This is a genomic window from Streptomyces sp. DSM 41931 (genome assembly GCF_050271085.1).
GTDB lineage: Bacteria > Actinomycetota > Actinomycetes > Streptomycetales > Streptomycetaceae > Streptomyces > Streptomyces albogriseolus.
Map to the genome: position 1 here is coordinate 1,748,871 of NZ_CP189902.1, position 12,987 is coordinate 1,761,857.

13 protein-coding genes are annotated in these 12,987 nt (G+C 72.4%); 6 read left to right on the forward strand and 7 right to left on the reverse strand.

What is annotated here, in order from left to right:
* Positions 1 to 2: 2 nt before the first annotated feature.
* From ACP7TJ_RS08270 to ACP7TJ_RS08280, 3 genes are all read left to right on the forward strand, one after another.
* Positions 3 to 797, forward strand: coding sequence for a thiazole synthase (locus ACP7TJ_RS08270; protein WP_093767982.1), 795 nt, complete (start codon positions 3 to 5; stop codon positions 795 to 797).
* A gap of 132 nt (positions 798 to 929) precedes the next feature.
* Positions 930 to 2,858, forward strand: coding sequence for a Stk1 family PASTA domain-containing Ser/Thr kinase (gene pknB / locus ACP7TJ_RS08275; RefSeq protein ID WP_427762640.1), 1,929 nt, complete (start codon positions 930 to 932; stop codon positions 2,856 to 2,858).
* Between the two features lie 48 nt (positions 2,859 to 2,906).
* A complete protein-coding gene (locus ACP7TJ_RS08280; protein ID WP_427762642.1) occupies positions 2,907 to 3,785 on the forward strand; it encodes a deoxyribonuclease IV in 879 nt (292 codons plus the stop codon).
* Between the two features lie 8 nt (positions 3,786 to 3,793).
* On the opposite strand, the gene ACP7TJ_RS08285 is transcribed toward ACP7TJ_RS08280, so the two are convergent.
* The gene (locus ACP7TJ_RS08285; RefSeq protein ID WP_093767979.1) at positions 3,794 to 4,441 is read right to left on the reverse strand and encodes a sulfite oxidase-like oxidoreductase; all 648 of its coding nucleotides are present in this window, start codon (positions 4,439 to 4,441) and stop codon (positions 3,794 to 3,796) included.
* Positions 4,442 to 4,627: 186 nt separating this feature from the next.
* On the opposite strand from ACP7TJ_RS08285, the gene bfr reads away from it, so the two are divergent.
* Complete coding sequence (gene bfr / locus ACP7TJ_RS08290) at positions 4,628 to 5,146, forward strand: bacterioferritin (RefSeq protein ID WP_093767978.1); 519 nt, start codon at positions 4,628 to 4,630, stop codon at positions 5,144 to 5,146.
* Between the two features lie 42 nt (positions 5,147 to 5,188).
* On the opposite strand, the gene ACP7TJ_RS08295 is transcribed toward bfr, so the two are convergent.
* The 3 genes from ACP7TJ_RS08295 to ACP7TJ_RS08305 all read right to left on the reverse strand — a co-directional run bounded on the left by ACP7TJ_RS08295 (position 5,189) and on the right by ACP7TJ_RS08305 (position 7,863).
* Positions 5,189 to 6,063, reverse strand: a protein-coding gene (locus tag ACP7TJ_RS08295; protein ID WP_427762645.1) for an IS5 family transposase whose coding sequence is annotated in 2 segments (ribosomal slippage) — positions 5,189 to 5,670 and positions 5,670 to 6,063 — 876 coding nt in all. Because the reading frame shifts where the segments join, the coding sequence is not laid out codon by codon here.
* Between the two features lie 44 nt (positions 6,064 to 6,107).
* Positions 6,108 to 6,347, reverse strand: coding sequence for a (2Fe-2S)-binding protein (locus ACP7TJ_RS08300; protein WP_093768027.1), 240 nt, complete (start codon positions 6,345 to 6,347; stop codon positions 6,108 to 6,110).
* A gap of 163 nt (positions 6,348 to 6,510) precedes the next feature.
* Positions 6,511 to 7,863, reverse strand: a complete 1,353-nt coding sequence (locus ACP7TJ_RS08305; protein ID WP_093767977.1) for a class II 3-deoxy-7-phosphoheptulonate synthase — start codon at positions 7,861 to 7,863, stop codon at positions 6,511 to 6,513.
* A gap of 96 nt (positions 7,864 to 7,959) precedes the next feature.
* Between ACP7TJ_RS08305 and ACP7TJ_RS08310 the strand changes: the two genes are divergently transcribed.
* Positions 7,960 to 8,016 (forward strand): trp operon leader peptide, encoded by a 57-nt coding sequence (locus tag ACP7TJ_RS08310; protein WP_078493144.1) that lies wholly within the window; start codon positions 7,960 to 7,962, stop codon positions 8,014 to 8,016.
* Between the two features lie 106 nt (positions 8,017 to 8,122).
* Positions 8,123 to 10,003, forward strand: coding sequence for an anthranilate synthase family protein (locus ACP7TJ_RS08315; protein WP_427762648.1), 1,881 nt, complete (start codon positions 8,123 to 8,125; stop codon positions 10,001 to 10,003).
* On the opposite strand, the gene ACP7TJ_RS08320 is transcribed toward ACP7TJ_RS08315, so the two are convergent.
* The 3 genes from ACP7TJ_RS08320 to macS all read right to left on the reverse strand — a co-directional run bounded on the left by ACP7TJ_RS08320 (position 9,955) and on the right by macS (position 12,974).
* Entirely contained in the window at positions 9,955 to 10,950 is a 996-nt protein-coding gene (locus ACP7TJ_RS08320) for a 2-hydroxyacid dehydrogenase (RefSeq protein WP_266545575.1), read from the reverse strand. The genes ACP7TJ_RS08315 and ACP7TJ_RS08320 overlap by 49 nt on opposite strands.
* A 111-nt stretch (positions 10,951 to 11,061) precedes the next feature.
* Entirely contained in the window at positions 11,062 to 11,739 is a 678-nt protein-coding gene (locus tag ACP7TJ_RS08325) for a response regulator (RefSeq protein WP_093767974.1), read from the reverse strand.
* Positions 11,736 to 12,974: a MacS family sensor histidine kinase gene (gene macS, locus ACP7TJ_RS08330; RefSeq protein ID WP_093767973.1), complete on the reverse strand. Its 1,239-nt coding sequence runs from the start codon at positions 12,972 to 12,974 to the stop codon at positions 11,736 to 11,738. Before macS ends, ACP7TJ_RS08325 begins: the two co-directional genes overlap by 4 nt.
* Positions 12,975 to 12,987 lie beyond the last annotated feature (13 nt).

The window sequence follows — 12,987 nt, forward strand, 5'->3', positions numbered from 1 at the left end:
CCATGGCCGACGATCCCCTTGTCCTCGGCGGCCGGACCTTCACCTCCCGGCTGATCATGGGCACCGGCGGGGCGCCGAGCCTCGACGTGCTGGAGCGGGCGCTGGTGGCGTCCGGCACCGAGCTGACGACCGTCGCCATGCGGCGGGTGGACCCCTCGGTGCAGGGGTCGGTGCTGTCGGTGCTGCGGAGGCTGGGCGTGGAGGTGCTGCCGAACACGGCCGGCTGCTTCACCGCGGGGGAGGCCGTGCTCACCGCGCGGCTGGCCCGGGAGGCGCTGGGCACGGATCTGGTGAAGCTGGAGGTCGTGGCGGACGAGCGGACCCTGCTGCCGGACCCGGTGGAGCTGCTGGACGCGGCGGAGACACTGGTCGACGACGGGTTCACGGTGCTGCCGTACACCAACGACGACCCGGTGCTGGCGCGGAAGCTGGAGGACGTGGGCTGCGCGGCGGTGATGCCGCTGGGTTCGCCGATCGGCTCGGGGCTCGGCATCCGCAACCCGCACAACTTCGAGCTGATCGTGGAGCGGGCGGGCGTGCCGGTGATCCTGGACGCCGGGGCGGGCACCGCGTCGGACGCGGCGCTGGCGATGGAGCTGGGCTGCGCGGGCGTGATGCTGGCGTCCGCCGTGACCCGCGCCCAGGAGCCGGTGCTGATGGCGTCCGCGATGCGGGGCGCGGTGGAGGCGGGACGGCTCGCGCGGCGGGCGGGGCGCATCCCCCGGCGCCACTTCGCGCAGGCGTCCTCGCCGGTCGAGGGCCGGGCCGCGCTGGACCCGGAACGGCCCGCGTTCTGACCGCGGACCGGCCGCGTTCCGGCCCGCGGGCCGTCGGCGGTTCGGACGCGGTCGGGTAACACAGGTCACAGGTCCGCTCCAACGGCGGTTGAACGGGCCGGGGCTGTCGTCGCGGACTCGTAGACTCGCTGCGTGGACACGACCCTTCAGGACCCGCTGGTCGGGCAGGTGCTCGACGGCCGCTACCGCGTCGAGGCGCGGATCGCCGTCGGCGGGATGGCCACGGTCTACCGGGCCCTGGACACCCGTCTCGACCGCATCCTCGCGCTCAAGGTGATGCACCCCTCGCTGGCGTCCGACGCCACGTTCGTGGAGCGCTTCATCCGCGAGGCCAAGTCCGTCGCCCGGCTGGCCCATCCCAACGTCGTGCAGGTCTTCGACCAGGGCGCCGACGGGGGGTACGTCTACCTGGCGATGGAGTACATCCCGGGCTGCACCCTGCGGGACGTGCTGCGGGAGCGCGGGGCGCTGCAGGCGCGGGCCGCGCTGGACATCCTGGAGCCGGTGCTGGCCGCGCTGGGCGCCGCCCACCGGGCGGGGTTCGTGCACCGCGACATGAAGCCGGAGAACGTGCTGATCGGGGACGACGGCCGGGTCAAGGTCGCCGACTTCGGACTGGTCCGCTCGGTGGACACGGTCACCAACAGCACGGGCACGGTGCTGGGCACGGTGTCCTACCTGGCCCCGGAGCAGATAGAGCACGGCACCGCCGACCCCCGCGTCGACGTGTACGCCTGCGGCATCCTGCTCTACGAGATGCTGACCGGGGAGAAGCCGCACGACGGCGACTCCCCCGCGATCGTCCTCTACAAGCATCTGCACGACGACGTGCCGCCGCCCTCCGCGGTGGTGCCCGGCCTGGCGCCCGCGCTGGACGCGCTGGTCGCGGCGGCGACCGCGCGCGACGCGCAGGCCCGCCCGGCCGACGCGGTGGCGCTGTTCGCCCTGGCCCGCGAGGCGCGCGGCCGGCTCACCGACGAGCAGCTCGACGCGATGCCCCCGCAGGCGCTGTCCGCGGAGCACGACAACGCCGGCGACCGCACCAGCGTCATCCCGCGCTCCCTCACCGTGCCGCGCCCGCTCCCCGTGAACGAGGACGACGACGGCGCGGACCGCGTGCACCGCACCAGCCGCTTCCAGTCGCCTCCCCCGCTGCCGCCGCGGCGCCGCACGGCGCTGCGCCGCGGCCCCGCGGCGATCGTCGTGGCCGTGCTGCTGGTGCTGGGGCTGGGCGCGGGCGTCTGGTACATCAACTCCGGGCAGTTCACCAAGGTCCCGCCGGTGCTGTCGAAGACCGAGCAGGAGGCCCGCGACCGGCTCACCGCGGCCGGGCTCGAGGTCGGCGACGTCACGGAGGAGTACAGCGACACCGTCGAGCGGGGCAAGGTGATCAGCACCGACCCGGCGGCGGGGGCCCGCGTCCGCGGCAGCGCCCCGGTGGCGCTGACCGTGTCCAAGGGCCCGGAGACCGTGCGCGTGCCCGACCTGGACGGCTACCGGCTGGACAAGGCGCGGTCGCTGCTGGAGGACGAGGGCCTGGAGCCGGGCATGGTGACCCGTGAGTTCAGCGACTTCGTGCCCAGGGGCGCGGTGATCTCCACCGAGCCGGGCAAGGGCACCAAGGTCCGCGCGGGCGGCGCGGTGGCGCTGACGGTGAGCAAGGGCAGCCCGGTGGACGTGCCCGACGTCACCGGCGACGACCCGGAGGACGCGCGCGCCGAGCTGGAGGAGGCCGGGCTCAAGGTGGAGATCGCCGACGGGCGGGTCCACTCCGAGCACGACGCGGGCCGGGTCGCCCGGCAGTCCCCGGGCGCCGGCGGGCAGGCCGCCGAGGGCGACACGGTCACCCTCACCCTGTCCAAGGGCCCGGAGATGGCCGAGGTGCCGGACGTGGTCGGCGACAAGGTGGACGAGGCCCGGCGGAAGCTGGAGGAGGCCGGGTTCGCGGTGAAGGAGGACCGCGGCCTGCTGGGTCTGTTCCGCGACACGGTCGCGGACCAGTCGGTGGACGGCGGCGACACCGCGCCCAAGGGCTCGACGATCACGATCGAGATCGGCTGACGGCGGGGGCCGTCCGGATGACACGCGCGTCCGTGACACCCTTGACGGGTGAAGAGTCACCCGTCCGGCCCCGTCCGCAACCCGATCGGCAGTCACGTCCCCGTGGCCGGCGGTCTGCATTCCGTCGGTCTGTCCTACGCCCGTGACCTGGGGGCGGAGACCGTACAGGTCTTCGTCGCCAACCCGCGCGGCTGGGCCACCCCGGCCGGCAACCCGGCGCAGGACGAGGCGTTCCGCTCGGCCTGCGCCGAGGCGTCGGTCCCGGCGTACGTGCACGCCCCCTACCTGATCAACTTCGGGTCCCACACCCCGGCGACCGTGGAGCGGTCGGTGGAGTCCCTGCGGCACTCGCTGCGCCGCGGCCGGGAGATCGGCGCGCTGGGCGTGGTGGTGCACACCGGCAGCGCGACCGGCGGGCGCGAGCGCGCGGCGGCGCTGAGGCAGGTGCGGGAGCACCTGCTGCCGCTGCTGGACGAGCTGACCCACGACGACGACCCGTACCTGCTGCTGGAGCCGACCGCGGGCCAGGGCGCCTCGCTGTGCTCGCTGGTGGAGGACCTGGGCCCGTACTTCCGGGAGCTGGACGCCCATCCGAGGCTCGGGGTGTGCCTGGACACCTGCCATGTCTTCGCCGCCGGGCACGACCTGGCCGGGCCCCAGGGCGCGTACCGCACGCTGGACGAGCTGGTGGCGACCGTCGGCGAGGGGCGGCTGCGGCTGATCCACGCCAACGACTCCAAGGACGTCGTCGGCGCGCACAAGGACCGGCACGCCAACATCGGCGCGGGACACATCGGCGAGGACCCGTTCCGGGCACTGATGACGCACCCGGCGACCGCGGGCGTGCCGCTGGTGATCGAGACGCCCGGCGGCAAGGAGGGGCACGCGGCGGACGTGGAGCGGCTGAAGAAGCTCCGCGACGGCTGAGCCGTACGTCAGAGCTCGGGGCCCTCCCCGGGCTCCTCCTGGTAGGAGTAGCGCTGCTCCTTCCAGGGGTCGCCGACGTTGTGGTAGCCGCGCTCCTCCCAGAAGCCCCGGCGGTCGGCGGTCATGTACTCCACGCCGCGGACCCATTTGGGGCCCTTCCACGCGTACAGGTGGGGCACGATCAGGCGCAGCGGGAAGCCGTGCTCGGCGGTGAGCAGCTCGCCGTCCTTGTGGGTGGCGAAGAGGGTGCGGTCGGACGTGAAGTCCGCGAGCCGCAGGTTGGAGCTGAAGCCGTACTCGGCCCACACCATCACATGGGTGACGTCCGGGGCGGGCGGGGCGATCTCCACGACGGTGCGCGCCGGGATGCCGCCCCACTCCGCGCCGACCATGCTGAACTTGGTCACGCAGTGCAGATCGGCCTCGACGGTGGTGTACGGCAGCGCCGTGAACTCCTCGTGGTTCCAGCAGTGCTTCTCGCCGTCGGCGGTGGCGCCGAAGACCCGGAACTCCCAGCGCTCCGGGCGGAACTTGGGGACCGGCCCGTAGTGCGTGACCGGCCAGCCCTTCTGGAGCCGCTGCCCCGGCGGGAGCTGGAGATCCGCCGCTCCTCGTGTCGCGCGCTCCCCCGATTCGCGTTCCGCCGGCTGACCCATGTCTCCATCCTGACAGACCGGTGGCCATGCCCATGAACCGGGCCCCGCAGATTCGGTCATTCGGTGGCAAAACAGACCAAGTGGCGTGTTACCTACTAAGTCAAGACTTACTGGACGATCTTCCGCGCCGGTGCAATCATGCGCCCCGACCCGCACATTTCCCCCCACGCGGAAGGAGCCCGTGCCATGCAGGGCGATCCCGAGGTCATCGAGTTCCTCAACGAGCAGCTGACCGCCGAGCTGACGGCGATCAACCAGTACTTCCTGCACTCCAAGCTCCAGGACCACAAGGGCTGGCACAAGCTCGCCCGGTACACCCGCGCCGAGTCCTTCGACGAGATGAACCACGCCGAGCTGCTCACCGACCGCATCCTGCTGCTGGACGGCCTGCCGAACTACCAGCGGCTGTTCCACGTCCGCGTCGGGCAGACCGTCACCGAGATGTTCCAGGCCGACCGCGAGATCGAGCTCGAGGCGATCGACCGGCTCCGCCGCGGCGTCGAGGTCATGCGCAACAAGAACGACATCACCTCGGCCAACATCTTCGAGGCCATCCTGGCCGACGAGGAGCACCACATCGACTACCTGGACACCCAGCTGGAGCTGATCGACAAACTGGGTGAGGCGCTCTACCTGTCGACGGTCGTCGAGCAGACCCAGCCGGACCCGTCGGGCCCTGGGACGCACGGCTTCAAGACGCCCTGACGGCGTCGGGGAACCGCCTAGGGCCTGTTGCGAAAGTGCTGGTCATAGCCATTCATTGATGGCTGCGACCAGCACGGTCGCTTCGTAGCGGACGGCGAGTTTGTCGTACCTCGTGGCGACAGCCCGGTGGCGTTTGAGCCGGTTGATCCCGCACTCGACCGCGTGCCGCTGCTTGTAGTCGTCCTTGTCGAACATCGGCGGCCGCCCGCCACGCGATCCGCGCTTGAGGCGGTTGCGGACCCGGTCCGCCGGAACCGGGATGGTGGCCTTGATCCCGCGTCTGCGCAGGTAGGAGCGATTGCCACGGGAGTCGTACGCCTTGTCGGCCCGCACCCGGTCCGGACGCTTGCGCGGCCTGCCCAGTCCCAGCCGCGGAACCCGGATGGCTTCCAGGACCGGCTCGAACTGCGGGGAGTCGCCCCGCTGCCCGGCCGTGATCACCACGGACAAGGGCTTCTGCCCCTGCTCGACCGCGAGGTGGATCTTGCTGGTCAGTCCGCCGCGGGAGCGTCCGAGGCCGTGGTCGGCCGGCTCGACGAAGATCCCGCCGGGCGGCTCCTTCTGGAGGTCCCCTTTTTCGCCGCTCCGGCGGCGTGCTGGTGGGCCCGGCAGACGGTGGAGTCGACGTTGACATCCCAGGTGATCAGGCCCTTGGCGTCCGCCTCGGCCTGGAGCTGGGTGAGGATCCTCGCCCAGGTGCCGTCCCGCTGCCAGCGCCGGAACAGGTCATAGACCCGGTCCCACGGCCCATAACGTTCGGGCACGTCCCGCCACGGAGCACCGGTCCGGGTCCGCCACCGTATCCCGTCTATCAACTGCCGCCGCGTCCACACCTGCGGCCGGCCCGGCTTGATGCCCGTCGGCAGCAGAGGCTCAAGCCGGGCCCACTGGCCATTCGTCAGATCCCCACGTCCCACAGGACATGATCATCAACGAACAAGATCCACTTTTGCAACAGACCCTAGGCGGCGTCCGGGACCTCCGCCGCGACCTCTGCCACGAGCGGCTGTCCGCCCTGGTCGACGAGCTGCCGCCGGGGGCAGGCGCCACGGCCGAGCAGCGCCTGGATGCGCCGGACGCAGCCGCCGCAGTCCGTGCCGGCCTTGCAGGCGGAGGCGATCTGCCGGGGCGTGCAGGCACCGGCTTCCGCGTGGCTCCTCACCTGTTCCTCGGTCACGCCGAAGCAGCTGCAGACGAACACGCGGGTCACCTCCCGACGAAGATCTGGGTCGTGCCGTACCGACCCTCCGTCGGTGAGGCAAACCTAACCTTACCTGCGCCCTTCGGGGCACAAAAGGGGGGTGGGGCGTCATCCCGTGTGAGACACGCCCCACCCCCGACGGCTGCCGGCCGGACCGGCCGGGTCACTGGTCCCGGTACATCTCCGCGACCAGGAACGCCAGGTCGAGCGACTGGCTGCGGTTCAGCCGCGGGTCGCACGCCGTCTCGTAGCGCTGGTGCAGATCGTCGACGAAGATCTCGTCGCCGCCGCCCACGCACTCCGTGACGTCGTCGCCCGTGAGCTCCACATGGATGCCGCCCGGGTGGGTGCCCAGTTCCTTGTGGACCTCGAAGAAGCCCTTCACCTCGTCGAGCACGTCGTCGAAGCGGCGGGTCTTGTGCCCGGAGGCGGCCTCGAAGGTGTTGCCGTGCATCGGGTCCGTCACCCACGCCACGGTCGCGCCGGACGCGGTGACCTTCTCCACCAGCTCGGGGAGCTTGTCGCGGATCTTGTCCGCGCCCATCCGGACGATGAACGTCAGCCGGCCGGGCTCCCGCTCCGGGTCGAGACGGTCGATGTACTGCAGCGCCTCCTCGGCCGTCGTGCTCGGGCCGAGCTTGATGCCGATCGGGTTGCGGATCCGCGAGGCGAACTCGATGTGCGCGTGGTCCAGCTGCCGGGTGCGCTCGCCGATCCACACCATGTGCGCGGACACGTCGTACAGCTGTCCCGTGCGGGAGTCCACGCGGGTGAGCGCCGACTCGTAGTCGAGCAGCAGCGCCTCGTGCGACGAGAAGAACTCGACGGTCTTGAACTCCTCCGGCTCCGCGCCGCAGGCCCGCATGAAGTTCAGCGCCTGGTCGATCTCCCGCGCCAGCTGCTCGTAGCGCTGGCCGGACGGCGACGACTTCACGAAGTCCTGGTTCCAGGCGTGCACCTGACGCAGGTCGGCGTAACCGCCGGTGGTGAAGGCGCGGACCAGGTTCAGCGTGGACGCCGACGCGTGGTACATCCGCTTCAGCCGCTCGGGGTCCGGGACCCGGGCCTCCTCGGTGAACTCGAAGCCGTTGACCGAGTCGCCCCGGTACGTCGGCAGCGTCACACCGTCACGGGTCTCGGTCGGCTTGGAGCGCGGCTTGGAGTACTGCCCGGCGATCCGCCCGACCTTCACCACGGGCACGGAGGCCGCGTAGGTGAGGACGGCGCCCATCTGCAGGAGCGTCTTGAGTTTGTTGCGGATGTGGTCGGCGGACACGGCGTCGAAGGCCTCGGCGCAGTCGCCGCCCTGGAGGAGGAACGCCTCTCCCTTGGCGACGGACGCCATCCGGGCGCGCAGCTGGTCGCACTCGCCCGCGAAGACGAGCGGCGGATACGACTCGAGGTCCGCGATCGCTGCGCGCAGAGCCTCGGGGTCGGGGTACTCGGGCTGCTGCGCCGCGGGCAGGTCTCGCCAGGTGTTGCCAGCGCTCGCGCTGGTCTTAGCGTTCACGGTCACGCATCCCACATTACGGGGTCAGAACGGTCGTCCATTCCGACGCCCACCAACTGAGACAGGGTCCGCACCGATGCACGATGCGCTAAGGTCGGGGCCATGTTCGCGCACTCGACCCGCACCTGGTGGTGGACCGCTCATCCGGCGGCCCACTGACTGCGCGTACGCACCGACTTCGCGAAGGCCGCCCGAGGGGCGGCCTTCGGTGGTTTCCGGGGCCGTTCCTCACCGCTCACGACAGCGACGAAACGAGGAACGCCCCATGGACCTGACACGGCTCCCGCACGACGACCGCCCCTTCGCCCTGCTGCGCCGCCGCACCCCCGGCCACGACCACGACATGGTGGAACTGCTGATCGGCCCGGTCGCCTCCCGCGAACGCCTGGCCGACCTGCCCGACGAGGGCCTGGCCCTGGTGCCGTTCCGGCAGATCCGCGAGCGCGGCTTCGACGTCCGCGACGACGGCACCCCGCTGCTGGTGCTGACCCCCGAGGAGCGTCACGAGTTCCCCCTCGCCGAGGCTCTGGCGGCGCTCCCCGCGCACGACGTGCGGGTCGAGGGAGGCGGCTTCGACGTCGGCGACGAGGAGTACGCGCGGACCGTCGGCCGGGTCCTCGACGAGGAGATCGGCCGCGGCGAGGGCGCCAACTTCGTGATCCGCAGAACGTACGAGGGCCGGATCCCCGGGTTCGGGCGGGCCGACGCGCTCGCGCTGTTCCGGCGGCTGCTGGAGGGCGAGCGGGGCGCGTACTGGACGTTCGTGGTGCACACCGGGGAGCGGACGCTCGTCGGCGCGAGCCCCGAGGTGCACGTACGCGCGTCCGGCGGGACCGTCGTGATGAACCCGATCAGCGGCACCTACCGCTACCCCGCCGGGGGCCCCACCCCTGAGCACCTGTTCCGCTTCCTCGCCGACGGCAAGGAGATCGAGGAGCTGTCGATGGTCGTCGACGAGGAGCTCAAGATGATGTGCACGGTCGGCGACCGGGGCGGCGTGGTGATCGGGCCCCGGCTGAAGGAGATGGCGCACCTCGCGCACACCGAGTACGAGCTGCGCGGCCGGTCCTCGCTGGACGTGCGCGAGGTGCTGCGGGAGACGATGTTCGCGGCGACCGTCACCGGCTCGCCGGTGCAGAACGCCTGCCGGGTGATCGAGCGGCACGAGGCCGGCGGACGCGGCTACTACGCGGGCGCGCTGGCCCTGCTCGGACGCGACGAGGGCGGCGCCCAGACGCTGGACTCCCCCATCCTGATCCGCACCGCCGACATCGACGCCGCCGGACGGCTGCGGGTGCCGGTCGGCGCCACGCTGGTGCGCGGCTCGGACCCGGCCGGGGAGGTCGCGGAGACCCATGCGAAGGCGGCCGGGGTGCTGGCCGCGCTGGGTGTGCGGCCCGGGCGGCCGCGCGCCGAGGCGGTGCGGCCGAAGCTGGCGGACGACCCTCGGGTGCGGGCCGCGCTGGACGGGCGCCGGGCGTCGCTGGCGCCGTTCTGGCTGCGGATGCAGGAGCGGTCGGACGCGCTCACCGGGCACGCGCTGGTCGTGGACGCGGAGGACACCTTCACCGCGATGCTCGCGCATGTGCTGCGGGCGGCCGGCCTCGAGGTCACCGTGCGCCGCTACGACGAGCCCGGACTGCGGGAGGCGGCGCTGACGCACGAGGGCCCGCTGGTGCTGGGCCCCGGTCCGGGCGACCCGTCGGACACGGCCGACCCGAAGATGCGGTTCCTGCGTGAGCTGACCGCCGAGGTGATCGCCGGCCACCGGCACGGCGTGCTCGGCGTCTGTCTCGGCCACGAGCTGATCGCGGCCGAGCTGGGCCTGGACATCGTCCGCAAGGAGGTGCCGTACCAGGGGGCGCAGACCGGGATCGACCTGTTCGGGCGGCCGGAGACGGTGGGCTTCTACAACAGCTTCGTGGCGCACTGCGACGAGGAGGCCGCGCGGGAGCTGGCCGCCCACGGCGTCGAGGTGAGCCGCGCGGCGAACGGCGAGGTGCACGCGGTGCGGGGTCCCGGTTTCGCCGGGGTGCAGTTCCACCCCGAGTCGGTGCTCAGCCTGAACGGCGCGGCCGTGGTGCGGGAGCTGATGGGTCAGCTGCGCGGCACCAGCACGTTCTCGGAGCGGCGGCCCGCCGTGTAGTCGAGGACGTTGTCCAGCGTCGTCCCGACGATCTGCGTGACCGCGTCCTCGGTGTAGTACGCCTGGTGGGACGTGACCAGGACGTTGGGGAAGGTGACGAGACGGGCCAGGGTGTCGTCGTCGACGGCCTCCAGGGACTTGTCGAGGAAGAACAGGCCCGCCTCCGCCTCGTACACGTCCAGGCCGACGCCGGTGAAGCGTCCGGCGCGCAGTTCGTCGACGAGGGCGGCGGTGTCGACCAGGCCGCCCCGGCTGGAGTTCACCAGGATCGCGTCGTCCCGCATCGTCTTCAGGGCGGTCGCGTCGATGAGGTGCCGGGTCTCCGGCAGCAGCGGCACATGCAGGCTGACCAGGTCGGACTCGGCGAGCAGCTGCTCCTTCGAGACGTACGTCATGCCCAGCTCCCGGCAGGCCGGGTTCTCGGCGACGTCCCAGCCGAGCAGCCGCATGCCGAAGCCGCGGGCGATGCGGGCGAACGCCTCGCCGATCTTCCCGGTGCCGAGCACGCCGGCGGTGCGGCCGTGCAGGTCGCGGCCCATCAGCCCGTCGAGGCGGAAGTCGAAGTCGCGGGTGCGGGTGGAGGCGCGGACGATGCGGCGGTTGACCGCCATGGCGAGGGTCCAGGCGAACTCGGCGACGGAGTACGGGGAGTAGGAGGAGACGCGGGCGACGCTGATGCCGAGGCGCTCGGCGACGTCCAGGTCGATGTTGTTGAAGCCGGTGGAGCGCTGGGCGACCATCCGGGTGCCGCCGGCGGCGAGGCCGGAGAGGACGTCGGCGCCGAGGTCGCAGTTGACGCTGGTGGAGATGATCTCGTGGCCGGCGGCGATGGGGGCGGTGTCCGTGTTGAGGAAGACGTCCAGGGGGCGGACGGGATGGTGGGGGGCGAAGGCCCGCTCGATGAGGGGCCTTTCGTCGGCCTGTACGCCGAAGACGAGGATTTCCACGGGGCCCTTCCGGATGTCCAGGGGTCTGGTGCGGTGCCGCCTGCGAATATACGGGGGTGCGGAGGGACGTGCCTGGGCCGGACGGGCCAGATGTTCCGGGTGCCGGGACGGCTACGCGTCGTCGAGGCCGCGCTCGATGGCGTACCGGACGAGTTCCACGCGGTTGTGGAGCTGGAGTTTGCCGAGGGTGTTCTGGACGTGGTTCTGCACGGTGCGGTGCGAGATGACGAGGCGTTCGGCGATCTGCTTGTAGCTGAGGCCCTTGGCGACCAGGCGCAGCACCTCGGTCTCGCGCTCGGTGAGCCGGGGCGCCTTCTGCTCCTCGCCGCCGGCGGCGGGCCCGGCCGGTTCGGAGGCGAGGCGGCGGTACTCGCCGAGGACGAGTCCGGCGAGGCCCGGGGTGAACACCGGGTCGCCGTCGGCGGTGCGGCGCACGGCGTCCCTCAGGTCCTCGGTGGAGGCGGACTTGAGCAGGTAGCCGGTGGCGCCGGACTTGACGGCCTCCAGGACGTCGGCGTGCTCGCCACTGGCGGAGAGCACCAGCACCCGCACGGCGGGGTCGGCGGCGACGACCTCCTTGCAGACCTGCACGCCGGGCTTGCCGGGCAGGTTGAGGTCGAGGACGAGGACGTCGGGCGCGGCGGCCTTGGCGCGGCGCACCGCCTGGTCGCCGTCGCCGGCCGTGGCGACGACCTCGAAGCCTGACTCGGAGAGGTCGCGGGCGACGGCGTCGCGCCACATGGGGTGGTCGTCGACCACCATCACCCTGATCGGTGTCGTCCCGGTCATCGCTGTTCCGCCTTCCCCCGCGGGTGGTTCGTCTGCTGATGGTGCTTCGGCACCCGGAGTTCGACCTCCGTGCCCTGGCCGGGCACCGAGATCACCTCGGCGCTGCCGCCGAGGTCGCGCAGCCGGCCCCGGATGGACAGGGCCACGCCGAGCCGCCCCTCCCCCTCGGCCTGGGCGAGCCGTCCCTCCGGGATGCCGGGGCCGTCGTCGCGGACGGTGACGATCACCTCGTCCGGCTCGTCCTCGACCAGGATCCAGGCGCGGGCCTGCTCCCCGGCGTGCCGGCGGACGTTGTCGAGGGCGGCGCCGACGGCGGCGGCCACCTCGCGCGCGGCCTCCGGGGCGAGCCGCACGGGCGCGCCGGGTTCGGCGAGGCTGACCCGGGACCCGGCGTGCGGGGCGAGCAGGGACCGCAGGTCCAGCGGCCCGTCGTCCTCCGGCTCGGTCTCCTCCACGGTCCGTACGACGGCGCCCTGGGCGGCGTCCTCGGAGGCGCGGGAGACGGGGACGAGGCCGCCGGACACCAGGGTGCGCAGCGCCACCTCCTGCTCGCCGGCCATCCGGCCCAGCTCGGCCGCCTCGCCGCCGAGGACGGCGCCGCGCCGCTGCACCATCGCGAGCACCTGGAGCACGCCGTCGTGGATGTCCCGGGCGAGGCGCTCCCGTTCCCGGGTGGCGGCCTCGATCTCCAGGGCGCGGGCGAGGGTGCGCTCGGAGGCGCGGGCGACCTCGACGACGTAGCCGATGGCGATGGAGGCGACCCAGACGAGGACGACGTTGTGCACGGTGTCGCGGGCGGGGGTGCCGCGCTCGACCAGGTTGGCGACGGCGACCAGGGTGGAGGCGAGGGCAGCCCAGCGCCAGCCGCCCTTGACGGCGAAGGCGAGCACGGATCCCGCGGTCCATATGGACGGCAGGGTGGGTCCGCCGTCGAGGACCCGTTCGGCGGCGTCGGCGACCGGGGTGATCAGGATGCCGGTGAGCGCGACGGCGAGGTCGACGGCGAGGAACGGCTTGGTGCAGGCGACGGCGCTCGCGACCTTGGGGAGAGTGGCGAGGGTCCATGCGCCGAGGACGGTGAAGTAGGCGACGGCGAGCCAGGGGCGGGTGAACCCGTCGTGGGCGGCGGCGAACAGGCCGATCGCGTAGATCATGGCCAGGACGCGGTAGCCGGCGAGCGCGCGCCACAGCGGCTGCTCGACCGACATGCGCATGACTCTGTCGCGCTGGGCCATGTTCCCCCCACTC